The sequence below is a fragment of the Chryseobacterium sp. SIMBA_028 genome (assembly GCF_046535285.1).
In the GTDB taxonomy this organism is placed as follows: Bacteria; Bacteroidota; Bacteroidia; order Flavobacteriales; family Weeksellaceae; genus Chryseobacterium.
Genome location: NZ_JAWRWZ010000005.1, coordinates 80,161 through 105,236, shown reverse-complemented (window position 1 = coordinate 105,236; position 25,076 = coordinate 80,161). Strand labels below are relative to the sequence as shown.

Here is a 25,076-nt window from a genome sequence, read left to right as displayed (position 1 = left end):
GCCCTGCATAGCCCGACCGTTTTGCCCTGGATAAAGCCAAGGCAATCGGGCACGTTCTAAAATTAATATTAAAAGAAACCTAACTTGTTTTTGTTATAGGAGATCAGCATGTTTTTGGTCTGACGGTAATGATCAAGCATCATTTTATGATTCTCTCTTCCTATTCCAGACTGCTTATATCCTCCGAAAGGTGCTCCTGCCGGATACGAATGATATTGATTTACCCAAACTCTTCCTGCCTCAATCTGGCGCGGAATATTGTATAGCTGATAGGCATCCCTCGTCCAAACTCCGGCTCCTAGTCCGTAGATGGTATCATTGGCTATTTTTATGGCTTCTTCTTCATCTTTAAAGGTTGTAAATGCCAACACAGGACCAAAGATCTCTTCCTGGAAGATCCTCATCTTATTATTTCCTTTAAAAATAGTTGGTTGGATATAGAATCCGTCTTCAAGGTCTTCTCCTAGGTTATTTACATTTCCTCCTACCAAAACTTCCGCTCCCTCTTCTACTCCTAGCTGAATATAAGACAATATCTTATCTTTTTGAATCTGAGAAGCCTGTGCTCCCATCATAACAGTTTTATCCAGTGGGTTTCCTACCTTAATGGCCTTTACTCTTTCTATTACTCTTTCAATAAAGGCATCTGCAATTCCTTCCTGAACCAGTAATCTTGACGGACATGTACAAATTTCTCCTTGGTTAAGGGCGAAAAGTACAGCCCCCTCAATGGCTTTATCTAAAAATTCATCGTCTGCATCCATTACAGAATTGAAGAATACATTGGGGGATTTCCCTCCTAGCTCTAATGTTACAGGAATGATGTTTTCGGTTGCATATTGCATCACTAAACGTCCTGTAGCTGTAGATCCTGTAAATGCTGCCTTGGCAACTTTAGGATTAGTAACTAATGCTCTTCCCAGTTCTGCTCCAAAGCCATTCACAATATTGATAACTCCTGCCGGTAGTAAATCTCCGATGAGCTCCATTAAAACCATAATAGACACGGGTGTACTTTCTGCAGGTTTTAAGACTACACAATTTCCAGCAGCTAATGCCGGGGCTAGCTTCCATACCGCCATCAATATTGGAAAATTCCACGGGATAATCTGTGCGATTACTCCTAGCGGCTCATGTACAATTAAGGATACAGTATCTTTATCCAATTCGTTATGTGAACCTTCATCCGCACGAATCACGGATGCAAAATATCTGAAATGATCTATCGCAAGTGGCATATCTGCGGCCAGTGTTTCTCTCACAGCCTTACCGTTATCAATAGTTTCTACTGTAGCAAGATATTCCAGGTTTTGTTCTATTCTGTCAGCAATCTTATTGAGAATGACACTTCGCTCTGTAGATGATGTATTTTTCCAGGTTTGGAATGCTTTTTCTGCTGCATCTACAGCCAAATCCAAATCTTCCTTGGATGAGTGAGCTACTTGAGTGAATTTTTTACCATCCACCGGTGAAACTACATCAAAATATTGTCCTTTAACCGGAGGTGTAAATTTACCGCCAATATAGTTATCATATCTGTCTTTAAACTCTGGACGTTGTAAAAGAGTTGTTGATTTTGGTTCTGTAATAGTGCTCATATTAGTATTGTTTATATTTTTTCGATGATGCCAAATTACATGTACAACCTCAAAAAAACATAGCACAATCGTATAAAAAAGGTGCAAAATAGTATTAGGAGTCTAATTTTATCATTTTATTAACAACAACATAGGTTCATATTTTATATATTTGAAATACCAGTTTTCAAAAAATATTTAGAAATGAATAACAATAGCAAGTTTTTATTAAACACTCCTGAATTAACTCAGGAGAGGCATCTATTGAGTCTTGTTGAAAACCAGACTACATTCAATCTAAACAATTGTGAATTCAGTATCTATGAAACCCATAAGGCCGCCTTTGGGGTAAAGCTTCACTTTGAAAACATTGCATTTACGGCCATGTTAAGAGGGAAAAAGCATATGAAGCTGGATAACAAGACCAATTATTTTGATTATTTTCCAGGGGAAAGTATTCTGGTTGCTCCGGGGGAAACCATGGTGATTGATTTTCCGGAAGCTGATGAAACAGCTACACAATGCATCTCCTTAAGTTTAAATCCTGATTTTATAGAGGATTCTCTCAATTATTTAAACTATCACCTCCCAAAGGTAGATGAGTCTTCGCAATGGAATATTCAACTGGACGAATATTTTCTTTTTAATAATCAGGCATTGGCTTCTGCAACCAATAATATTATGAGGATTGCCATGGATGATAATTCTCAAAAGGACATCATGGCTGATTTTGCACTGAAAGAGCTTCTGATAAGGCTTATGCAAACACAAGCAAGAAGTCTGGTGGAAAAAAATATTGTAAAAAACAGATCAAGAATGGGGTTTGTGGTGGATTATATTAAAAGAAATCTACACCAGAAATTGTCTATTGACAGCATTGCTAAACTTGCGTATGTGAGTAAATCCAACTTCTTTAAGATGTTTAGGGATGAACTGGGAGTTTCCCCAAATGATTTTATTCTACAGGAAAGAATCAGTAAGGCAAAAGAATTATTAGCGGGACAAAACAGCATTAAAGAAACTGCTTTTCAGACGGGATTTTCTGATACTAATTATTTCACAAGAGTATTTAAACAGCTTGTAGGAGTTACCCCAAAAAGTTATCAGAATGGAAAAATATTCTCCAGATAATTATTTATAATTCCTGAAGTCTCTTAATAAAAAAAGCCCCCTGAAGTAAAAACTTCAGGGGTATTTTTATAATGATTAATATTTATCATTTTGTAAAACATTCGGGTTTGCCGAAGTTTCCTTGATAGGAATAGGTAAAGTATACCTATAATCACCATTAGGAAGATTCTTAACCGGAATGATATCATCTGTAGGGTTTCTGTCCATAGAGACATTTGCCAATACTGCAAGTCTTTTCAGGTCAATGAAACGGTGTCCTTCAAGTGCTAATTCAACTCTACGTTCTTTCAAGACATCGGCATAAGCTTCTTGTGTACTTGAATAAGTAGGTGTTGTAGCTGTTCCCAGATAATTTCTTGCCTCTCTCACTTTTTGAATTTTATCATGAGCTGCTGTAAGGTTTCCTGCTGCAACCTCAGCTTCTGCTATAATGAAATACATTTCTGATAACCTGAAAACCTTAACATCATTTCTCGTAGATGCACTTAATTTTCCTGGATATTTGTCAATGACCAATCCATCATTTCTGGTAGTCCCTGCAGATGCAGAAGCATAGTTAGCGTTTGGTTTTGATGAAGGATCTACATAAGCATATTTTCTGATATCTCCTGGAGTATTTTTAAATATGTTATATAAGTTTCTTCCCCAGAACCACATTGGAGATCCACCAAGGTTAGATTGGTTTGTATTCCATTTTCCACCGATAGCAGCACCTGCTCCCAATGGAAGCCTGTTAAGAGTGAAGATAGCCTCTCCATTATCAGTATCAGCCCACATTCTTCTATATGGATTGAAAGAACCTCCTACAATACCATTTCCAGTCTTCTCATCAATTCCTCCATAGAATGCAATATTCCATTTGTCAGCTGGTGACTCATTGAAAGGTCCGGATTGGAACACAGAACCATCAGGCTCAGTAACAAGAACCTGTGTATTAGTTCCTGTCATTGGTGTTGCATTTGTAAGTGACAAACCAGATCCGCTGATTACTAATTCTGCATTTTTCTTAGCTAGTGCAAATTCACCTCTGTAAAGGTTAAAACGAGCAGCAACAGCATTTACAAAATTCTTATCTACCTGATATCTTCTCGGATTTGTAGAACTTCCTAAAATATCTCTGGCATAATCTAAATCAGCATTAATGAAATCATACACATCCTGGTTTTTAGCTCTTGGTAATTGAGCTTCTGTAGAAGGAACATCTTTCAGAAGAATAACTCCCAGAGCGTTAGGATTTTTCATATCACTAGAGAAATAAGCTTCTAGCTGTACATAGCAATATGCTCTGATCGCTCTAGCCTGTGCAAGAATCGCATTATATGTATTCTTCTCTTCAATAGAAACAGGTGTAATTTTCTTTGCACCTTCAAGAAGTCTATTAACTCTGTTGATCACTTTATAATTATTCATCCAGATCCCATCACTAGCAACGGTACCTACTGTTCCCCCTGTAATAACAGCACTAGACGGATCAAGGAAATGTCTGTGTAGTGAATATTCTTGTCCTCCACTACCAGATCCTGGTTTTACTTCATCTGTAAATACTGCTGTAAAGTAAATCTCATCAATTGGATCTAACTGAGCGTATACAGATCCATTTAAAACTTCATTAAGGTTAGCAACACTTGTATACAGGTCTTGTTCCTGTAATTCTCCTGCTTGTTTTATATCGAGTGCATCCTGACAGCTGTTCAGTGTAAATGCAGCAGATGATAGGGTTGCTATAACTAATATTGTATTTATAATTCTTTTCATAATTCTTCTCTGTTAAAAATCAACATTTAAACCTACAGATACGGTTTTTGGGTTAGGGTAAACATTTAGTGAAAATGAAGTAATCGGCTCCGGATCAAATCCTTTCCAATCTGTCCAGGTATAAAGGTTCTCTGCCTGAACAAATACCTTGATCCCTCTTACTGGTAATTTACCTAGTTGACTTTTGTTAAAGTTATATCCTAGAGTAATATTCTTAAGTCTGATGAAGTCTGATCTGTGTAAAAATCTGTCGGAAGATCCTAAAGTTAAATTGCTTGCTTTTAAAGCAGGAACATCTGTATCTCTATTTTGAGGAGTCCATGCGTTTAACAAGTCCGCAGAAAGGTTTCTGTTAGCAGCTGCACTCGGGTCAAATACCCAAGACTGTAAGTTATCGTAGATCCACCCTCCTTGTTGGAAAGAAAATAAGGTATCAAAGAACCATCCTTTGTGTTGGAAGTTAAATCCGAAACCTCCTGTAAACTTAGCATATCTTGATTTTCCTGTCAATACTCTGTCTGCAGATGTTGGAGCTTCAGTGATATTTCCGTTTTTGTCAAGGAACTGTAAGTTTCCGTTATCATGATTTACACCAACGTATGAATATAGCTGATATTGACCAGCAGGTCCACCAATAGCATTTACCACATCTCCTGCAAGGTTTTCGCTGTTCATAGAAACAATCTTGTTAGAGTTGTATGAAGCGTTTGCAAAAACGGATAATCTTGTATTTTCGTTTCTGATCACATTATATTTGATCATCCCTTCAATACCTTTGTTATCAAGAACTCCGTCATTCCCTCTGATTGAGTAATATCCTGTAGTTGCTGATTTTTGGAGATCGTTGAACATTCTTGATGTTCTTTTCTGGTAGTAGTCAACACTACCTTCAATTAATCCTTTAAAGTTAAAATCTAATCCGATGTTACTTTGTTTTACCTGCTCCCACTCTAAGTACGGGTTTGATAAGTTAACAAAGTTATATCCTAATAAATTCTGATATCCTGAGAAACCATTATAAAGGTCAAGGAAATTATTTGGAAGTAAAGCCAATGGGTTAGAGTTATCAGTAGCAATACCTAAATTCTGGTTACCAGTAGTACCGATTGAAGCTCTTAATTTTAATAGTCTGAATCCTGAATTAGCCATGAAATCTTCTTTGTCGATATTCCATCTTGCTGCAACTGACCAGAAAGTCTCCCATCTGTTGGTAGGAAGGAAACGATAAGATCCGTCTCTTCTTACAACTCCACTTACCCCATATTTATCTTTATAATCATAATCTAATGTTCCAAAATACGCTAAGGTACCTGCTGTTACTTTTGAAGCCGTTACAGAAGGTCTATAAAAATTAGGGGTATCAGGGTTGAAAGGAATATAACCAGTTCCTGCACCAAACTCCCATTGTAATTGGTTCAGACCATTTTGCCTTTGAAAATTATTACTTACGTGTGCTTTGATATAGTCCATATAGGCACCTGCACTAATTGTGTGATCTCCAAAAGACTTATTGAATGAAATATTGGTAATACTGTTGAAAGTTAAATCTCTTGTTGTAGAAAATTCTTCACTACCTCCATATTTAGCCTGATCTCCGTTTGCTACGCTAATAGCAAGGTATCCTAGTGGTGATCTTGCAAAAGTTCTTTCGTATTGTTTATATTCAATACCTGTTCTGTTTCCAATACTAAGGAAATCTGTAATCTTATAATTTACATTAGCATTTGCAGAAATACTTAGTTCTGCGAATCTGTTTCTGATTCCTCCGTTAATGTTATCCTGAAGGATCCATTGTCTGTTGTTAGAAGCATCGCCTTTGATAGCATTATATAACTCTTGTCCATTTGCATAGGGAGAAGGATCAATATATGGTCTTGAAAGTACTCCTCCAAATAAAGGGTTTTGAAGAGTGTTGCTGGAAATTGCAGTATTCGTTTCATCATCCAACTGGTTTCTTTTGGAATATCCTAAACCAATGATAGAACCGAAAGTTAATTTTCCATTTTTAGATTTACCATTAAGGTTATTTCTCATTGTAAATCTCTTGAAGTCTGTAGATCTTACAGTACCTTCACTTTCTAAATATCCAAGGGAGAAGAAGTTATTGATATTTTCTCCACCTCCTGTAATAGATAAGTTATGCTGCTGAGAAATACCGATACGGGTAAATTGCTTATTCCAATCTGTATCTGTTCCCCAGTTATTAATCTGGTCGTTCGTTAAAGATTTTCCTTTACCTGTTTCTAAATTTTTCTGAATATATAACAACTGCTGAGCATTTGCCATATTATAGTTCGTTTCAGGCAGTTGGCTGAAAGAAGTTAGTGCATCATAGGAAACCTTTAATCCTGAATTAAATTTCCCTCCTTTTGTAGTAATTACAACAACTCCATTTGCAGCTCTGTTACCATAGATTGCTGTTGCCTGGGCATCTTTCAGGATACTGAATGTTTCAATATCATAAGAGTTCAAGTTTCTGAACTGAGAACCTGAAGTAATTACCCCATCTACTACGTATAAAGGATCCGTAGAACCATTAAGGGAGCTTGTTCCTCTAATCAGAATATTGAATTTCCCTGAACCTGGAGAACCAGAAGCCGAGTTCACTACAATACCGGGAGCCGTACCCTGAATTGAGTTCAATACTGAGACGTTAGGTCTGTTTTCCAAAGTTTCGGCACCTACTGTCACCGAAGAGCTGGTAGTTTTAGCTTTGGTAGCTGTTTTACTATATCCTAAAACAACTACTTCCTCAATCTTAGTCTCTTTGTCCTTACTGTTCTTAGATTCTTTTTCTTGAGCAAATACAGCTTGGCCTGTGAAAAACAAGACCCCTGCTGTCAAAACACGCAATTTCATATTCATATTAACAGATTTTAATATATTCAAGGGACAAATATGTTAATAAATATTAACAACATCAATTTATCACACCTTGAAAACCCGCTAGCAGAACAGGATTATCCGCATCAATCTCCAAAAAACACTAAAGAAAAAATTTAATTGGTTTTAAAATTTTAGCGAAAAACAAAGCATTTTAAACAATCATGGAATTTTAACAAAAAATGAAATAAAAATCAACATACATCATTTGATTCAATAAAGTTAAAAACATAAATACAAATCAGTAATTTCAACGAAAAAAATTAAATACACTTTATCTTAATTTTAAGAAAAAAAGAAAAAAAAAGATACTATTTCCTATTCATTCACATTAAAAATAACCCTATAAAAAACAGGGAGACTACCTTAAAAGGCAGTCTCCCTACAGTTAAAATTAAAAATTTGTTAATATATACGATTTAAAAATCGGTTCAAATTGGTAGGTATTTCAGAAATATTTTCATGCTTCTTCTTACCATTTAAAAATTATATTTTTGCAAAATAATTTTTATTCTTTTTCAACAAACCTTTACTATGCTTGTTTTACCACTGTGGATTTTGCTGAGCCGCAAGCGTTGGATTATTCACAATCTCATCATTTGGAATAGGCCATAATATTCTGAAATCTGTTTTTGGAATCATAGCAACACCCAACGGTCCTGTATATGGAGTACCCAATGTAAAGGCAGACCCTGGAGGCGTAGAATTAGCTACCTTAGCAGGAATACCTGGCGTAGGCACCAAATCATCATAAAGCAATCTATGAATATCACCCCATCTCATTCCCTCTCCCAGGAACTCAATTCTTCTTTCTGTAATAATAGCATCTACAAGCTCTGTTGCATTCGCAAATGAAGCAGCAGTATATTGTTGAGTACCGGGAGTTGCCAATGATCTGTTTCTCACCATATTTAGAGACGTAATAGCTGAAGCAGTATTCCCCTGTCTTGCATAGGCTTCTGCCATTGACAAGATTACTTCCGCATATCTCATGATTGGAGACCCATCCGATAGGTTGGTAACATCCTTATATTTATTCACATATTTCACTCCAGCAGCAGAAGTTCTTACCATTGCTGTTTCAGCTCTTCTCTTATCATCCGCCAACCATCTTGAATTTCTCCAGATAATAGGACTGATACATACCAGTGATCTATCTCTATACATGGAAGCCAATCCGGCATTGGTACCAGGATTTGTATTGGCAGAATTCTCAATAGAAAATACAGACTCAGAATTATTGTAGTTATTAGCCAAAACGAATGGTACTTCAGGAGTAGCCGTAAGGGTATAAGCAGAACTTAATTTCGCTCCCTCGGTAAGTACCTTTGTCCAATCTCTCATATTTAGATACGCTCTCACTTTCAAAGCGATTGCTGCTTCTTTAGTAGCTCTGGTGATTCTTGCATTACCTGATCTCGCAGACTTACTTGCAGTCAACAATTCAGCTTGATCCAAATCAGCAAGGATCTTCGTGTACGTTTCTGCTACAGTTCCTCTTCCTATCTTAAGAGCCTCGTCAATAGCAGCCGGGCTGGTAATTGCAGTGGTACGGTAAGGAATTCCCGGATGACTTGCACTGGCAGTAAAATTATACGGACGGGAGAAATGCTTCAATAATTCCAAGTGAGCCAATGCTCTTAAGAAATACATTTCACCTAAATAATTATCTCTTACAGCAGGGGTAATTACTCCGGTTTCTCCTGCTTTCTTCAACCCATCTATTGTAATATTTGCTTTGTTAACCAATCCATAACCATTCATCCAATAATGTGAATTATTAGGAGAACCCCCATCATAAGTTGCCGTATATGTCAATTGGTAAAATGTAGCTGTATTTACCATATCCTCTCCACGCACATCATTTTGCTCAACATAAGCAGCCCCAAACACATATCCTCTAGGTGTATTGGCAGCATCTGGTGCTGTTTTATAAATACCATTCTGCGCTGCATTATAAACCCCCATCACAGCCAAATCCACATTCACTGCAGAAGTAAAAGCAATCTCCTCATAGAGGTTATTATAAGGTTGTAAATCTAAGGTCTCCCTATCTGAGCAAGAGCTCACCATCGCCATTAATAATGATACCGATAAAACAGACAACCCTCTTCTTATTATATTATTATTTTTCATTGTTATTTTATTTTATAGTGAAACATTAAAGCCCATACTGAATACTCTTTGACGAGGAGTTCCATTAAAGTCTACCCCAGCATTCTCCATTTCAGGATCAAGGCCTTTATATTTGGTAATGATAAATGCGTTCTGAGCCTGGAAGTAAATCCTTAGATTTCTAACCCCTATAGACTTAAGAACATCTTTAGAGAAAGTATACCCTAAGCTGATCACGTCAAACTTCACGAAGCTTCCATCTTCCAAAAATCTTGAAGTGGCATTACTTGTCTGGTTACTCAATGTATTGTCTCCAAAGATCAACCTTGGCGTCAATCCATCTCCTGGATTAGAAGCACTCTGCCATCTTCCAAGAATTTCTGTTGAATTGTTGTTAAAATTCAAGGTCATCAAATCTCTTCTTGTAGCATTGAATACCTTGTTACCACCACTGAATCTAACCGTGGTACCTAAATCAAAGTCATAGAATCTGAATTTAAGTCCAAGCGCTCCAAAATATTTAGGTAATGTATTTCCTAATACTTTTTTATCAGATAAACCTAATGTAGAAGATTTGCTCACATCATTAGGGTTGGAAGGATCAAAAACAGCATAGGAACCTTGTCCTACAAGTCCCTGAACCAAACTTCCATCTGCTTTATAATAAACAGGGTTACCATTTGCAGCATTCACTCCCCAATAGTCAAATCCGTAGATAGATCTCAAAGACTCTCCTACACGGATAATGTTGTTTGCACTGGAGAAAATATCAGCATTATTATTAGCAAGTGCCAATACCTTATTGCTCATCAGTGTCAGATTGGCATTCACATCCAATCCGAATTTTTCAGTATTAAGAACATTGTAATCCACTGAAAATTCGAATCCTTTGTTCTTCATATCTCCAATATTCTTGAAAATACTGTTGTTAGGAACTCCCAATGATGGAGCTAACGGAGCTTCAATAATCATGTCCGTAACTTTGTTCTCAAAATAATCAAAAGTAAATTTCAATCTATTACTGAACAAAGCAAGATCAACCCCAAAATCATATTTGTTACTTGTTTCCCATTTTAAATCAGGGTTATAAATTTGTGAATAAGCAACCCCAGTGTAGTCCGCATATTTGTAATTGCTGAACAATCCTAAATATGGATAATTACCAATGTCTGTATTTCCAACTTTAGCATAAGAAGCTCTTACTTTAAAATCAGAAACTACATTACTGATCTTTTCCATGAAGTTTTCCTTGCTTATTGTCCATCCCACAGACACTCCCGGGAAATTCCCCCATTTATTGTTCATTGGTAATGAAGAAAGCCCATCTCTTCTTATGGATGCCTGTAAGAAATATTTACCTGCATAGTTATAATTAAATCTTCCAGCATATGATAAGATTCCCTGCTCTGTAATTCCTCCTCCTGACTGTGGTGTTCCCACAGAATTGGAAATGATTCCATTATTAAAGAAAGGAGTCGACAGGTTCGTTCCACCACCATAGAAGCTTTGCAACTTTTGTTTTTGGTATTCATATACCGCTACAGCACCAATGTTATGCTTTTCTCCAAAAGTCTTATTGAATGTCAAGATATTTTGGATGTTCCCTCTTAGATAATCTGAAAAGTCATTTCTGATATATCCATTAGATCCACGTCCATCCCCATGTATAGGATTCCAATATACAAACCCTTTGGTTTGTGACTGGTCAACACTTACCTGGAATCTGTAAGACAGGTAAGGTAAAAATCTAATATCTGAATAAAGAGACCCAATTAATCTGTTTACGCTGGATCTCATTTTATTATTGTTAAGGGCATATACGATGTTCGTAATATTATCCCCTGCAAGCAATGCATTTTGCCATCTACCCACTACTCTTGGATCAGTAGCATCAATGTTATACCCTGTTGGGCTTTTGGGATCAAAGATGGGTGTATTTGGTAACTGCTTAATAGCATTATAAATATTCCCTGAAAGTGATGATGCACCCGTATTCAGTCCTACATAATCTGTTTTTGTAAAGCTCAGATTTGTTCCAATCTTCATCCATTCAAATGCCTGATGATCAACATTGGCTCTTGTAGAGAACCTTTGCATTTCGTTAGGAATTGCAACCCCTTCCTGTTTGGTATATCCTATGGAAGTATAATAGCTTGATTTTCCGAATGAACCCGATGCAGACAATGTATTATCCGTTTGGAATGCAGCAGATCTTAGAACAGCTTTCTGCCAGTCTGTATTATATTCTGTACCAAATGCGATTGCCGTTTGGCCTGCATTCGATCTTTTTTCATTGGAAATGGCAATAAAGTCAGGAGTTTGAAGTAATTTATACAAGCCTACCGGCATTGCATATCCAGCGTAATTGCTAAAGTTAAGGCTTAATTTTCCTCCTTTTCCTTTTTTAGTAGTTATCAAGATCACCCCATTCGCTGCTCTTGAACCATAGATTGCTGTTGCAGCACCATCTTTCAAAACTTCAAAGGATTCAATATCATTAGGGTTAATGTCCCCCAAACCATTGGTAGCAGTTTGACCTCCTACATCTCCAGAAAAGATAGGGACACCATCTACAATATACAACGGTGATGTTCCTGAAGTAATAGATGCAATCCCTCTAATTCTCACTCTTGGAGCTTCCCCCAAAATACCGGTTGTACTGGTAATCTGAACCCCCGCAGCCTTACCTGCCAACTGCTGTTCAAAACTTGGAGCAGCAATATTAGCTACATCAGCAGCTTTAATAGAGGTAACAGCACCTGTAACTTCTTTTTTCTTCTGGGTTCCATACCCCACTACCACGACTTCATCAATTTCTTTTGTGGAAACCGTGTCTTTTTTCACCGTTTGTGCCATCACGCCTTGCCCCATAAAAAACAGGACTCCAGCACTTAACACTGATAATTTTCCATTCATATTAACAAATTTTAAGATATTCCGATGACAAATATGTTAATAACAAAGAACAGATTCAAATGAAAATATCCTATCAAACAATCGATTGAAGTGAAAAATATTAATTAAAAACTGCAATTAAATTTATAATTACTGTTAAATTTAAGTTATTGTTGAAAATAATTAAAAACAATTTAACTTTAACAAAATATTAACAACGGTTAAAAAAAACATCACATTACATTAAAATTAAAAATTTAATGTAAAAATTTAATCAAAATAAATATTTCAATGTAAAATTTTCAATAATAGAAATAGTAATTTGTTATTATTTAAATGAAAAACATAACAAATTAATAATAAAATATCCCAAAAACATACGAAAAAGCAAAGCATCCCAATATTTGAGATGCTTTTTTACAATTTTTTAGTTCTAATTGTTATTTCTTATAGCTATAGTATCTTGCTCCATTCAAAACAGGATTTTCATCTTCAATAGAAACAAGACCAAACCCTTTGTAGTCAGCATTTACAGATTGATTCAGCTGCTTTCGGTGAAGTTTTTCGTACATATCAAAATTAATAGCAGTTCTATTATTCAGGTTTTCGAATAGATTCCATTTTCCCACTACTTTTCTCCATTTTTCAGAGACCTTACCTGCAAAAACTTTTGATTTGGAACCACTGCCATAGCCAAAGAATCCAATCTCTTTTCCAGACAGATCTTCGTTTTCGTTAAAAGAGGTTTGTAAACCGGAAAGGAATGCCATAAAAATAGAAGCTGTATACATATTTCCTATTTCGGAAGAAGCTCTTTGGGTCTTTTCTATTGCATCATTAATCAATTGCACATAATTTTCAGATTTTGCAACAACTTTTTGCTCTTCAGGAGTTTCATAAGACAGCCCGTTTTCAAGACTGTAAATTTCAGTAAATATTCTTTTTCCATGGAAAGCATAAGGAAGATGAAAAACAATATATTTCCAAGCCTGATAAGGTTTTTCTTTTCCTGTAACATCTTTATAATGCTGATATGCTTCTCGTATTCTATCCTGATAGCACTGATTAGAATACTGCCCATCAAAAACCGGCTCATCTGTAAAAATCTCAATTTTATCAGGATAAACATCAGGAGCGCCTATCAGGTCTTCTTTCTTATATTGCCTTCTTGGTTTGAAAAAATCAAAAACACTTTCCGTAGCAACACCCCAATGGTTATCAATTTCAAGAAGATCAGGTTTAGCAGAAATCAAGAGTGAAACTGCACCGCCTCCTTGTGTGTATTCTCCGGAGGAAGCCAGTTCATATTTTGCATAGTCGCTAGAAATTACGACTGCTTTTTTATCAGGGTTTACTCTTACAAAATCTAAAGCGTTATGAAGAGCATCTACTCCTCCTACACAGGCAAAAGTCATGTCTACAACATCACAATTTCTGAATACTCTCTCTCCAAAATCGGCTTCCAACACCTTTTCCACCATCTGCATTGCATAGGAAGCTGTGGGCTTAGCAGCATCCAATGCACTTTCTGTTCCCAGATAAATTCTTGCAATATCTTTGGGATTGATACTATAGTCTTTAATTAACCTTAATAATGCTTCTGCAGCAAAAGTAGCTGCATCTTCATGTACATCGGGAAGTCCCATTTTATGAAGTCCTAACCCTTTCTCCAATTTGGCAGGTTCTATTCCTCTTTTTTCAGCTAAATCTTTAATTTCCAGATATAAAGAAGGTACATAGTAGCTTGCCGCCTCAATTCCAAAACTCATAATTTTCTAAATTTTAAACGAATTTATGAAAGATAACGCAAAAAACAGCGGTAAAAACCACTGTTTTTTATAATATTAATAAGAAAAGAAAAGCCGGCACATTCTGCCGGCTCTATATTTTACTTATAATTTTCAATGGCTTTATTCAAGACATCAATCTGCTTATTGATGCTTGCTGCATTCTGTGGATTTTGTTTTAGCAACTCCATCTTTTTATTCAAACCATCTTTCAGCATTTGAACCATCATCATTTTAGCTTGCGGGTTATCTGTCATTTGATTTTTGGCATACCCTGCTATTTTAGTAATGCTTTCAGTTGCCGCTAAGTTATCTGAAGTCATGATCCAGTTGAACCCCTCTTCTGCAGCTTTTCCTAATTCCGGGTTTTGAAATTTAATAAATGGATAAAACACTGCAATTCGAGCAATATTTGACATTTGAGATGTTACCTTATTTTTTACAATAATTGGAAGTAATTGCGCCTGCAATTCCTCTGAAGCTCCCTCAAGATCAATTTTGTCTGCAAAACTATTTGCCTTGGACGGATCTACCGCCAGGATAGCCCCTAGAGAGCTCCCTTTTACAGCATTTGAGACAGCACTCATTCCTTTTTCAAACATCGGAAGATATTTTTTATCCTTTGTTTTCGCTAAAGCAGCAATTGCAGCAGCCTGCGTTAATGTTTTAGGATCATTAGAAGCTAATTTTTCCACATCAGCAGCTAAAGCTTTCATTTGTTCCGGATTTGAAAGATCCATTAATTGTAAAGCCTGAATTCTCACTCTAAAGAATGGATCCTTAAGAGCTGCAGACAATAATTTTATTGCAGCCGGGCTTTTTCCCAACTGGTCTTTTATTCCAGCTAAAGCATTATATTTATTTTTAAACTCTTTAGAATTAGTAAACTGCATTAAGTTCTGCTCAGGAGTCTTTGTATCCGTAATCTCTGCCAGTAGAATTCCATCTGCATTGATATTTACCAAATCGGGAGTTTTGGAAACATCAAAATTGAATGTATTCTTTGCTTCTGCATTTACCCAAACATTATACCTCTTCGGTTTTCCGTTATCATATACATCAATTGCCAGAGGAAACTCAAAAAGCGGATCCTGAGTCTGATTAATGGTAACAGACACTTGTTTTTTTACAGGTTCGAAAGTAAATGAATAGTTGATCTTCGGATTACCATTTGCAAAATACCATTGGTTAAAGAACCAATTCAGGTCTTTTCCTGACACTTTTTCAAAGGAAAGTCTCAGTTGATGGGCTTCCGCATTCTGATATTCATACGTCTTCAGGTAATCATTCATTCCGGCGAAGAAAGCATCATCTCCTAGATAACTTCTCAGCATATTTAGAATTCCTCCCCCTTTCTGGTAAGTCACCAGATCGAAAACATCTTCACGAGATTCATAGTTGAATCTTACAAGGTTTTTCTTAAAGTCAGATGGATTATGGATATATCTGTTCACATCAGTCATCAGGTGATAGTCTGCCTGATCTTTTCCGTATTTATATTCATTCCAAAGATATTCTGAGTAGTTGGCAAAGGATTCGTTTACGGTAAGGTTACTCCAGCTTTCTGCGGTCACCAGATCTCCGAACCAATGGTGGAATAATTCATGAGCAATGGTATCTTCCCATGTATTTTCATCGATAAGTTGCCCTGGCTTTTGAAGAATGTCGCTTCCATGAAGAGTTGCTGTGGTATTTTCCATCGCCCCACTTACATAATTTCTACCGGAAATCTGTGCATATTTTGCCCATGGATAATCATAGTTTAGCTTTTTGGAGAAAAACTCAATCATTTCAGGAGTATTTCCGTAAATCTGCTTGGCATATGGTTCATATTCTTTTTCAATATAGTAATCAACCGGAATATTTCTCCATTTATCTTTTACGATGGCATATTCACCAACTCCCATAAAGAAAAGATAGGTAGAGTGTCTTTTATCCATCACCCAATGATCCGTTCTAAGTCCATTAGATTCTTTCTGAGAGTTTTTTAAAACTCCGTTTGAAAGTGTTACATATTTATCAGGAACTGTCATATAGATTTCCTGTGTAGTCTTTTGGTTAGATTTATCAATTGTTGGAAACCATGCTGAAGAAGACTCCGTTTCTCCTTGAGTCCAGATCTGTGTAGGCATATTGGGCTCTGTTCCTTGTGCATTAATGAAATAAAGTCCTTTTGCATCATTAATGGCCATACTTCCCTGTTGTTTTACTTCGTTTGGACGGGATGTATATTTGATGTAAACTGTATAATCCTGATTTTTCTGGTAGGTTTTATCCAGAGTAATTTTCAGGATATCATCTTTATATTCGTATTTTAAAGGAGATTTTTTACCATTGTTATCAAGAGTTACTTCATGAATCAGCATTGCCTTTGCATCAAGTACCAATTCATTCGTAGCGTAGAAATATGGTGAAGCAGTAAGCCATTCTTCTCCATTCATCTGTTCTTTCTGATAATCGAAGTTTACTTTCAGCTTGGTATGTTTAAGTTCTGTTACCTTGGTATGGGTAGCTCTGTACACCTTTTCTCTTCCTGAAGTTTCAGTTTGTGCTGATACATTTGTGGAAAATAAAATCCCAAGTATAGCAATTGATAAAATGGCCTTTCTCATCTGTCTACTTTATTATTTAGAGTTATTTTTTTATTATTATTTCGAAAATATCATTAACAAGAGTTTCGTAATCTCCTGTTTTCAGTTGTTCCTTTGTTTTGGCAAAGGCTTTTTTCAATTCACTTTCAGGGTTTTCATCATCTACTACCTCTGCTGAAGTGACTCCCTTCAATTGAAGTATTGCATTCTTAAGCATTTGAGGATCTATATTCTCTTCAATATTTATTTTTAAATACTTCATGATTTATATTTGTAATTAGATATCCTATTAATCCTTTTTTTAAAAGGAATTAGAATCCGTTATGGATCTTCTTTCAAATTTAAAACTTATTTTAGAAACAATAGGCCTGTTTTAGGCATTTTAAGTCTTTAAAAATAATGCTTAAATCATTTCACCCTGCTTATTATTCCGTTTTGGTAAAGAAATACGGTCGCACAATCTGTTTTTCTCTCCCTATTATAAACATGGATTTTTTTTGAATCAATGCCATTCATTTCAGATAACATGGGACTTTCCCAGTTGTTGTAAAAAATAGGTTCTCTAAAAATAAAATGCGGATTGGTCTTTAATTCATTAGATATATCATACTTCAAGCAGATGTCTCCATTTTCAACATGATTTTCCTTAAGAGCAACATTGAGTTTACTGAATAATTCATGATTAAACCGGCTTGCATAAATCCATGAGTTTTTAACACTCATATCTGTAATCATAAGAAGAAAAGTTACGGTTGCAAAAAATACACTGATCATCTTGTTGCCAAGGTTCAGGTTAACCAATACATATACAATTCCCGAAATCATAAACAGGGTATAGAAAAGCCTTATCGCACCAAGATTTCGATTATCAAACCCGAAAACAGTAGGAATATAGGATGAGAAAAGGAAAATACTCAACCCCAACAATATTGAAATCAGAGAAATAATTCCTAAGTTTTTAAAACGATGCAATTGACTTTTAAAGTTATAAACAGAGAATACTTTATAAACGATTGAAGATACTATCAATGCAGATATTATTTCTACAATATGAATATTTCTAAGGTTCAGCAATCCTTTATACATTCCCACAAAAAGATCCTTGAAAAACAATTTAACGGAATATACAGCGATCTGACCTACCCTTTTGAACTCAAAAATTTTCCCTACTTCATCTCTTTGATAAGAATTAATAAATATCTCCGGCTGGATTACCTTTCTGAAAAGTACAACGATCCCTGATGTAAGCAACAGGAATACAATTCTTTTTTTGTTATTCTTAATTAAAAATAAATTCAAAAGTATCAGCGGAAGAAAAATTTCATAGCTCAAAATGGAGGCAATAAAAAAAAGTGAGCTCAGTATTATTTTCTCGCGAACGTAAATGAAATAAATACTTAATGAGAAAAAGATAGTTGCCAGGTTTGAGTTAAGCATAATGGAAGAAAACTGAATACTGGTTCCTATTAGGGAGCATGAGTACAGCAAAGTAATCAAACTTGCCAGTTCTTTTGACAGAATTCTTTTGGAAACGCAATAAATGGCAATCAAGGAAAGAGGAAAAAAGAGTACGCCTAAAAGATAGATGTATTCATCAGACTTGGAAAAAAAAATCAAGGTTCCGGTGACCAAGCCCGAGATAGGTCTTGCAGCCATGGTTGTAGAATCCAGAAAAGAATAAATATAACTGAAATAAGACTCAGAAATGTACTTTGATTCGTAAAGTTTACTCAGGTCGTCCGAGACTACTATTTTCTCTTTAAAAACAGCCAGGCATATATAAAGATTGTAAACAATTATTAAGATATTCAGAAATATCAGATAACTATTGTTTAATTTTTTTTCCATATTATTTTTCAAAATTTGTGGTGAAAACTACATTCTCACAAGCACCAAAAATAATGGAAATATACCAATTACAAAAGAATATTAAAAATATCCGGCGACATATTAAATTGCTACCGGAGCCTTGATCCCCGGATGTGGATCATAGTTCTCTAAAGTAAAGTCTTCAAAACTGAAATCAAAGATATCTTTAACCTCAGGATTCAGCTTCATGGTTGGAAGTGGTCTGGTTTCTCTTGAAAGCTGTCTGTTTACCTGTTCAAAATGATTGTTGTAGATGTGAACATCTCCAAAACTGTGGACATAATCTCCTACTTCCAAATCACAAACCTGCGCCACCATCATCAATAATAGTGCATAACTTGCAATATTGAAAGGAACGCCAAGGAAAACATCTGCACTTCTCTGATAAAGCTGAAGAGACAGTTTTCCATCTGCTACATAAAACTGGAATAATGCATGACAAGGTGCCAATGCCATATTGGGAATTTCGGCTACATTCCAAGCAGAAACGATTAATCTTCGGGAATCGGGATTCTTTTTAATCTGGTCAATAACCTCAGTGATCTGATCTACAACTTTACCATCGGCTCCATTCCAGCTTCTCCATTGTGCTCCGTAAACAGGTCCAAGATCACCATTCTCGTTGGCCCATTCGTCCCAGATGCTTACTCCGTTATCTTTAAGATATTTGATATTGGTTTCTCCTTTTAAAAACCACAGCAATTCGTAGATAATGGACTTCAAATGCACTTTTTTAGTGGTTACCAATGGGAAGCCTTTTGACAGGTCATATCTCAGCTGATATCCGAACACACTCCTTGTTCCGGTGCCTGTTCTATCGGTTTTATCAGTTCCGTTGTCTAAAATATGTTGTAAAAGGTCCAGGTAATTTTGCATTTTGAAAGGAATTTTATGCTTCAAATTTACTAAAAAAGCATTCAATATTTGAATGCTTTTTGAAATAGATATCAACGTTTTGTATTAAACATTTGTATATCTGATATCTACAAGTTATTGAAATCATCTATATCATGTTATGGAACTATAATACGGAAACGCTAATTTTTTCACTATTTCCATTGATGGATTTCACTTGTCCATAACTTTGTTTATCTATAAATTTATCATTTGAATAATCAATACTTACAGGACCGAACTTTATCAATTTCTGAAATTTACTCTGGTCGATAATATCCTTTGTTCCATAATCTATGGAAATATCACCTATCGTTTTCAACTTACCCATTCTGCTGTTATCGATAATATCATCAGGCCAATAATCTACGTTAAGTCCTCCTATTTTCTTTACTTTACCTGCTTTTTCTCTGGTGAAAGCAGAATCATCCCAATAATCTACAGAAATATTTCCTATACTTTTCAGTTTACCGTTTTTGGCATTATCCCAGCCCAGTTCATCCCAATAATCTATTTTGACACCTCCAATACTTTTAAGCTTTCCATATTTAATCTTATCGAAAGTCTTATCATTATAGTATTCAATTTTACCATTCAGATCCGGAGCATTAAAATCTGAGATTACCCCTTCAGAATCAAGGGTAATAACAAACCCGTCCACAGTAAGCTTTACAGATTCCAGATCATAGGTTTTTCCTGAAACAGTGGCACGAACCTGTGCATTCATCACAAAACCGCCCAATAAAAAAGCAATGAGAAGTAAATTTTTAAGTTTCATAATAGTAAGTATTAATTTACCAGATATTTTCAATATCCTGATTGATATTATTGATGGTAAATGCTTCTCCCATTTTCTTGCCAAACATTGCTTTCACTAAGGGAGATTCTGTTGATACGGTCATAATCTTTTGATTTTCAAAAACAACTTCTCCCATTGAAGCCGCTACATAAAACAACCCCTTACTGGTTTTTACCAAGGCTCCGTTCTGTACTTTTTCCGAAAGATCTGCTGTTATTTTTTGTAAAACAGCCTGTTGATTCAGAACTTCATTAAGCTGACGCTGAAGGTTATTAATTTCCTGCTGAAGCATTTCTCTACCCGTTTCGTATTTGTCCCCCATCGAGCTTTTCGTATCATTATTGGAAGCACGTGTTTCATTAATCAGGTTTTCGAAATACTGAATCTTATCTGTTATTTTGGCTTTGAGTATATTTATTATTTCCTGTTTGTTCATTGTAATGATATTGTTTGGTTGTGAGAGGTAGAAGCCACCCATCAAAATCATAAATTTTAAATCCCCTCCGGCAGAGGGGAATATGATACACTTAAATTCTATAATTAGAGCTTTATATTTTCAGCCAGAATTTCAATGGTCTTAATTTTCATTTTTCAAATACAGCATAATCTGAAACCTTGAAATTGAAGTCCTTGCTTTCATCAAAGTTTTTTCTAGTTTTTTCAAAAACATCTCTGAATGTTCCTGATAGGTTTCCATCCTCAATGGTAAAGTTTACAGGCTCTTTTGACATGTTTAAAACAACCAATACTTCATCTTTACCATTTTTTCTTACGTAGGCCAAAATCTTATCATTGGCAGTTGTATTCAGAAGATAGGTAGTAACATTTGAATCTCCGCCCCTCAAAGCTGGGTTGGATGATTTTAAGTCTAATAGTGTTTTATAGAAATCTGCAACCTGATACGTTTTATTCCATTTGATGACATCTTTCTCAAAAAACTCCAGCCTTTTCATATTGGGAAGTTCCTGACCAGAATATAACAATGGAACACCATTCCATGTTGCAGAAAATACGGCCATAGGCTTTGCAATGACTGCATATTTTTCGTATTCTGTTCCGTTCCATGAATTTTCATCATGATTGGCTGTAAACCATGCTCTCATTGACTTATCTCCAATATTAGAATACTGTACCAGTAAGTCTTTCAATTCCTGAAGAGGTTCATTTTTCTTGTAATAATCAGCGGATTTATGCATCCATTTCCAAGAATAGCTTGCATCAAATACTTTTCCGTACTCAGGACTTTCCAGCTCATCAAATTCGCCTAACCAAAAGAGGGGTTTTCCCTTTTCTACTTCAGGACGTGCCTGTTCCCAGAAATCAGCCTCTACCCATGAAGCCAGATCACATCTGAAGCCATCAATATTGGTTTCTGTTACCCAGAACTTCATGGCGTCAATCATTGCCTTACGCATTTCCTGATTTTTATAATCCAGCTCTATGATATCATCCATTCCGGAAGCAATGTGAAACTTTCCATCAGGATCTTTTAAATAAAATTCAGGGTGTGTTTTTGTCCAGACATGATCCCATCCGGTATGATTGGCTACCCAGTCAATGATTACCTTGAAGCCAAGTCTATGTGCCTCATTCACCATATTCTTAAAATCTTCCAACGTGCCGAATTCCGGATTGATGGAAGTATAATCTGCCGCTGCATAAGGACTTCCCATACTTCCTTTTTTATTTTGCTGGGCAATTGGAGTAATGGGCATAAACCAAAGTGTTTTTACTCCCATTGATTTCAGTCGGGGCATTTCTTTTGCAAACGCTTTAAAAGTTCCTTCCTGAGTATATTGTCTTATGTTTACTTCGTAGATATTCGTATTATGTTTCCAGTCTTTTGGCAAATCTGTCATCTTCCCTCTATTTTTTTGAGTGGTACAGGAAAAAATTCCCAGACCAATTATGGCTAATAAAATTAATTTTTTCATTAATCTATTTTTAACAAAAGTAAGAATTTTGGATAGGAAAAGGATAAAGAAGCAGAGAAAGGCGAAAAGATAACATTGAATTGCCATCACTCAATAAAAAAGCCCCGGATTAAAAATCCAGGGCCTATATTTTGTATATGATTACATTCTATCTTTCATCTTCATTGTCATCTTCATCATCAAAGACATCGTCGTTGTAGTCTTCTTCGTCGTCATCATCGAAGCTGTCATCTTCATCTGAGAAGTTCCCCCCTGCTCCAAAATCGTCATCAAAGCTAAAATCATCGTCCATAAGAGGCATTGCTGATTTCTTTTTAGACCCTCCTGCGTTTCCGCTTTTGCTAGGAGCTTTCAAAGGAACATTTCCAAACCTGAAAACAGTAATAGGGTAAGCAACTCCTTTTTTCTCATCAATGATCTCTACAAGTTCACAATAAAACTCCCAAAGATCCAGAAGCCCATATTGGAACTGTGCTTTGTCTCCAACATTTTCAAAAGCCTCATCAATGTACACATCTGACATAATCTCGCCATCACCATCATCACTCATATCTTCGAGTGGGACACTTTTTACGATTGTTCCATCACTCTCTAACAGATTAAAAGCAGAAAGCTCTTCTCCTTGCAGATTGAACGCACTTTTAATTCCTAAATGTAAATTCCATAACGTTTGTTTTCCCTTAACTTCAATATCACGGAAAATATCCTCTTTCGCATCTAATATTACGCGGATTTTGTAAACCATATCAGTTTCTTAAATTACTTTTTTGCCTTTATAATTATGATAAATCTCTGGTGCAAATATATAATAAATGAGATGTGACAAAAAAATATTTCAGGATTTTTTAAATTATTTTTTTTTCTTACATTTTGACGAAATTATTTACTTTTTTCGAGCATGAAACTGAACTTTGTCCCTTCGAGGTATACACTTTCTACGGTAATATTTTCGTTATGAGCTTCAAGAATATGCTTTACAATAGCCAACCCTAATCCTGAACCGCCTTCTCTTCTGCTTCTGCTGGTTTCTACGCGATAGAATCTCTCAAAAATCCTTGGAAGAATTTCTGATTTGATTCCCATTCCGTTGTCTATTACTTCTATCAGCACCTTATTTTTTAAGACACTTGTCTTCACGATAACCCTTGCTTCCTGCCTGTTTGCATAATGAATAGCATTTGAAATAAGGTTAATAAAGACTTGAGAAATTTTTTGTTTATCAGCTTCCACAAAAATTTGTGGATGAAGGGTCTGAATCTGTAATGTGGTATTATGTTTTTCTGCCTCAAGATCAAGTAAATCAAAAATCTCCTTGATGAGAAGATTGACATCAAATTTTGAAACGGTAAGATTGATTTCTCCGGCTTCGAGCCTGTTGATCATATCCAGATCTGTAACAATAGCAATAAGCCTTTCTACAGATTTATCAATTCTCTCCAGATATTTATCTCGAATGGTGAGATTATCCACACCTCCATCTCTTAAGGTTTCTACATAGCCCTGGATAGAAAATAGTGGGGTTTTAAGTTCATGGGAAACGTTTCCGATGTATTCTTTTCGGTAGCTTTCCATTTCTTTCATCATATCTATTTCTGTCACTTTCTGCTGGTTAAGGTCTGAAAACCTTTCTCCCAGTTCCTTGATGGTAATATTTTCATCATGGTCGTGCACAATCTCCTGAGGAAGAATTCCTGAAAGTCCTTTTACCTGTTTCCTGCCATAATAATTGAACAAAAGTTCCAATACTACACAGTTGATAATAAAGATCAGGATAACACAGATTAAAACCCCTGTTTTAAACAAAGGGGTTTCGTAATAGATATCCTTAAGTGAATCGAAAACGACCACCAAAAAGAGCATTACCAGAGTCAAAAGACTGGAGGCAACAAGTGTAAGTCTGTAAAATTTCAATTTTACAAAGTTTTAATGATTGAACGTAAAGTTAAGGCTTTTAAGTGATTAAACGATCAGTTTATATCCAATTCCCTTTAAAGTCTGAATGGTATTGATTCCTAACTTCTCTCTTAATCTTCTAATGTGAACGTCTATAGTTCTTTCTCCTACAATGACATCGTTACCCCAAACCTTTTCCAGAATTTCTTCTCTTTTAAAAACCTTCTCTGTATTGGAAGCTAAAAGATAAAGTAAGTCAAATTCTTTTTTAGGAAGCAGAAACTGCTGTCCGCTTTTGGAAACTCTGAAGTTATCTTTATCAATAATAAGATCCCCAATTTCGATCAGTTTTGCATTATCAGAAACCTGAGAGGTTAATTGCAGTAATGCATTTACTTTAGAAATAAGAATTTTTGGTTTGATTAGTTTTACGACATAATCGTTAGCACCCGCCTGAAAACCGGCTAATTGAGAAAATTCTTCGCTTCTCGCAGAAAGGAAAACAATCAATGTTTTTTGAAGTTCTTTCACTTTACGAAGTTCCTGACAAGTTTCAATGCCATCTTTTTCAGGCATCATTACATCTAGGAGGATCAGATCCGGAATTATTTCTTTCGCTTTCTCTATACCTTCGTTACCATTGGTAGCTGTATAGATATCATAACCTTCCTTTTCCAAATTGTAAGACAGAATCTCTAAAATGTCCAGTTCATCGTCTATTAAAAGAATTTTTTTGCTCATCTTCTAGTTTAAGAATTCCCACAAAAGTAACTATTTTCCATGGTCTTCCTTATTTATGTTATGTTAACTAATTATTAAAAAACATATCATCAATTTCAAATTCAAAAATCGATAATAAAAACAGTAAATAAATACATATAAATCAAATATACGAAACTATTAATAGAATAAACAAAAAAATACAATTATAAAAAACAAACATCAATAACAAA

At 35.5% G+C, this 25,076-nt stretch carries 17 protein-coding genes; 1 reads left to right on the top strand and 16 read right to left on the bottom strand.

The genetic code is table 11. The annotated features are described in order from the left end of the window. Positions 1-68: 68 nt before the first annotated feature. Positions 69-1,598: an aldehyde dehydrogenase family protein gene (locus SCA31_RS08095; RefSeq protein ID WP_410696449.1), complete on the bottom strand. Its 1,530-nt coding sequence runs from the start codon at positions 1,596-1,598 to the stop codon at positions 69-71. 183 nt (positions 1,599-1,781) lie between these two features. Between SCA31_RS08095 and SCA31_RS08090 the strand changes: the two genes are divergently transcribed. Further along, positions 1,782-2,708: an AraC family transcriptional regulator gene (locus SCA31_RS08090; RefSeq protein ID WP_276875859.1), complete on the top strand. Its 927-nt coding sequence runs from the start codon at positions 1,782-1,784 to the stop codon at positions 2,706-2,708. A 75-nt stretch (positions 2,709-2,783) separates the two neighbouring features. Here the strand turns inward: SCA31_RS08090 and SCA31_RS08085 are convergent, their stop codons facing one another. From SCA31_RS08085 to SCA31_RS08015, 15 genes are all read right to left on the bottom strand, one after another. Further along, positions 2,784-4,463 (bottom strand): RagB/SusD family nutrient uptake outer membrane protein, encoded by a 1,680-nt coding sequence (locus SCA31_RS08085; protein ID WP_410696448.1) that lies wholly within the window; start codon positions 4,461-4,463, stop codon positions 2,784-2,786. A gap of 12 nt (positions 4,464-4,475) precedes the next feature. Beyond that, positions 4,476-7,328: a SusC/RagA family TonB-linked outer membrane protein gene (locus SCA31_RS08080; RefSeq protein WP_410696447.1), complete on the bottom strand. Its 2,853-nt coding sequence runs from the start codon at positions 7,326-7,328 to the stop codon at positions 4,476-4,478. Positions 7,329-7,889: 561 nt separating this feature from the next. After that, positions 7,890-9,482, bottom strand: a complete 1,593-nt coding sequence (locus tag SCA31_RS08075) for a RagB/SusD family nutrient uptake outer membrane protein (RefSeq protein WP_410696446.1) — start codon at positions 9,480-9,482, stop codon at positions 7,890-7,892. Between the two features lie 12 nt (positions 9,483-9,494). After that, positions 9,495-12,377, bottom strand: coding sequence for a SusC/RagA family TonB-linked outer membrane protein (locus SCA31_RS08070; protein ID WP_410696445.1), 2,883 nt, complete (start codon positions 12,375-12,377; stop codon positions 9,495-9,497). A gap of 419 nt (positions 12,378-12,796) precedes the next feature. Next, the gene (locus SCA31_RS08065) at positions 12,797-14,125 is read right to left on the bottom strand and encodes a hydroxymethylglutaryl-CoA synthase family protein (protein WP_410696444.1); all 1,329 of its coding nucleotides are present in this window, start codon (positions 14,123-14,125) and stop codon (positions 12,797-12,799) included. A gap of 119 nt (positions 14,126-14,244) precedes the next feature. Further along, positions 14,245-16,755 (bottom strand): M1 family metallopeptidase, encoded by a 2,511-nt coding sequence (locus SCA31_RS08060; RefSeq protein WP_410696443.1) that lies wholly within the window; start codon positions 16,753-16,755, stop codon positions 14,245-14,247. Positions 16,756-16,777: 22 nt separating this feature from the next. Continuing rightward, entirely contained in the window at positions 16,778-16,996 is a 219-nt protein-coding gene (locus SCA31_RS08055; protein ID WP_410696442.1) for a hypothetical protein, read from the bottom strand. 146 nt (positions 16,997-17,142) lie between these two features. Next, positions 17,143-18,582 (bottom strand): hypothetical protein, encoded by a 1,440-nt coding sequence (locus SCA31_RS08050; protein ID WP_410696441.1) that lies wholly within the window; start codon positions 18,580-18,582, stop codon positions 17,143-17,145. 102 nt (positions 18,583-18,684) lie between these two features. Then, positions 18,685-19,479 carry a thymidylate synthase gene (locus SCA31_RS08045; RefSeq protein ID WP_410696440.1) on the bottom strand — a complete coding sequence of 265 codons (795 nt, stop codon included), beginning with the start codon at positions 19,477-19,479 and terminating at the stop codon, positions 18,685-18,687. A 145-nt stretch (positions 19,480-19,624) separates the two neighbouring features. Further along, positions 19,625-20,275: a hypothetical protein gene (locus SCA31_RS08040; RefSeq protein WP_410696439.1), complete on the bottom strand. Its 651-nt coding sequence runs from the start codon at positions 20,273-20,275 to the stop codon at positions 19,625-19,627. 16 nt (positions 20,276-20,291) lie between these two features. Next, complete coding sequence (locus SCA31_RS08035) at positions 20,292-20,732, bottom strand: hypothetical protein (RefSeq protein WP_410696438.1); 441 nt, start codon at positions 20,730-20,732, stop codon at positions 20,292-20,294. A 148-nt stretch (positions 20,733-20,880) separates the two neighbouring features. Then, positions 20,881-22,230 (bottom strand): alpha-amylase family glycosyl hydrolase, encoded by a 1,350-nt coding sequence (locus SCA31_RS08030; RefSeq protein ID WP_410696437.1) that lies wholly within the window; start codon positions 22,228-22,230, stop codon positions 20,881-20,883. 148 nt (positions 22,231-22,378) lie between these two features. Continuing rightward, entirely contained in the window at positions 22,379-22,975 is a 597-nt protein-coding gene (locus SCA31_RS08025) for an IS1096 element passenger TnpR family protein (protein WP_410696436.1), read from the bottom strand. Between the two features lie 134 nt (positions 22,976-23,109). After that, positions 23,110-24,141, bottom strand: coding sequence for a sensor histidine kinase (locus SCA31_RS08020; RefSeq protein WP_410696435.1), 1,032 nt, complete (start codon positions 24,139-24,141; stop codon positions 23,110-23,112). 48 nt (positions 24,142-24,189) lie between these two features. Then, positions 24,190-24,864 carry a response regulator gene (locus tag SCA31_RS08015; protein ID WP_076352431.1) on the bottom strand — a complete coding sequence of 225 codons (675 nt, stop codon included), beginning with the start codon at positions 24,862-24,864 and terminating at the stop codon, positions 24,190-24,192. Positions 24,865-25,076: the final 212 nt, after the last annotated feature.

What these genes read in the sequence shown, in the direction of transcription:
- SCA31_RS08015 (WP_076352431.1), bottom strand. Translation starts at nt 24,864, where the DNA reads ATGAGCAAAAAAATTCTTTTAATAGACGATGAACTGGACATTTTAGAG.
- SCA31_RS08030 (WP_410696437.1), bottom strand. Translation starts at nt 22,230, where the DNA reads ATGAAAAAATTAATTTTATTAGCCATAATTGGTCTGGGAATTTTTTCC.
- SCA31_RS08035 (WP_410696438.1), bottom strand. Translation starts at nt 20,732, where the DNA reads ATGAACAAACAGGAAATAATAAATATACTCAAAGCCAAAATAACAGAT.
- SCA31_RS08095 (WP_410696449.1), bottom strand. Translation starts at nt 1,598, where the DNA reads ATGAGCACTATTACAGAACCAAAATCAACAACTCTTTTACAACGTCCA.
- SCA31_RS08070 (WP_410696445.1), bottom strand. Translation starts at nt 12,377, where the DNA reads ATGAATGGAAAATTATCAGTGTTAAGTGCTGGAGTCCTGTTTTTTATG.
- SCA31_RS08080 (WP_410696447.1), bottom strand. Translation starts at nt 7,328, where the DNA reads ATGAATATGAAATTGCGTGTTTTGACAGCAGGGGTCTTGTTTTTCACA.
- SCA31_RS08060 (WP_410696443.1), bottom strand. Translation starts at nt 16,755, where the DNA reads ATGAGAAAGGCCATTTTATCAATTGCTATACTTGGGATTTTATTTTCC.
- SCA31_RS08025 (WP_410696436.1), bottom strand. Translation starts at nt 22,975, where the DNA reads ATGGTTTACAAAATCCGCGTAATATTAGATGCGAAAGAGGATATTTTC.
- SCA31_RS08090 (WP_276875859.1), top strand. Translation starts at nt 1,782, where the DNA reads ATGAATAACAATAGCAAGTTTTTATTAAACACTCCTGAATTAACTCAG.
- SCA31_RS08040 (WP_410696439.1), bottom strand. Translation starts at nt 20,275, where the DNA reads ATGAAACTTAAAAATTTACTTCTCATTGCTTTTTTATTGGGCGGTTTT.
- SCA31_RS08075 (WP_410696446.1), bottom strand. Translation starts at nt 9,482, where the DNA reads ATGAAAAATAATAATATAATAAGAAGAGGGTTGTCTGTTTTATCGGTA.
- SCA31_RS08055 (WP_410696442.1), bottom strand. Translation starts at nt 16,996, where the DNA reads ATGAAGTATTTAAAAATAAATATTGAAGAGAATATAGATCCTCAAATG.
- SCA31_RS08045 (WP_410696440.1), bottom strand. Translation starts at nt 19,479, where the DNA reads ATGCAAAATTACCTGGACCTTTTACAACATATTTTAGACAACGGAACT.
- SCA31_RS08050 (WP_410696441.1), bottom strand. Translation starts at nt 18,582, where the DNA reads ATGGAAAAAAAATTAAACAATAGTTATCTGATATTTCTGAATATCTTA.
- SCA31_RS08085 (WP_410696448.1), bottom strand. Translation starts at nt 4,463, where the DNA reads ATGAAAAGAATTATAAATACAATATTAGTTATAGCAACCCTATCATCT.
- SCA31_RS08065 (WP_410696444.1), bottom strand. Translation starts at nt 14,125, where the DNA reads ATGAGTTTTGGAATTGAGGCGGCAAGCTACTATGTACCTTCTTTATAT.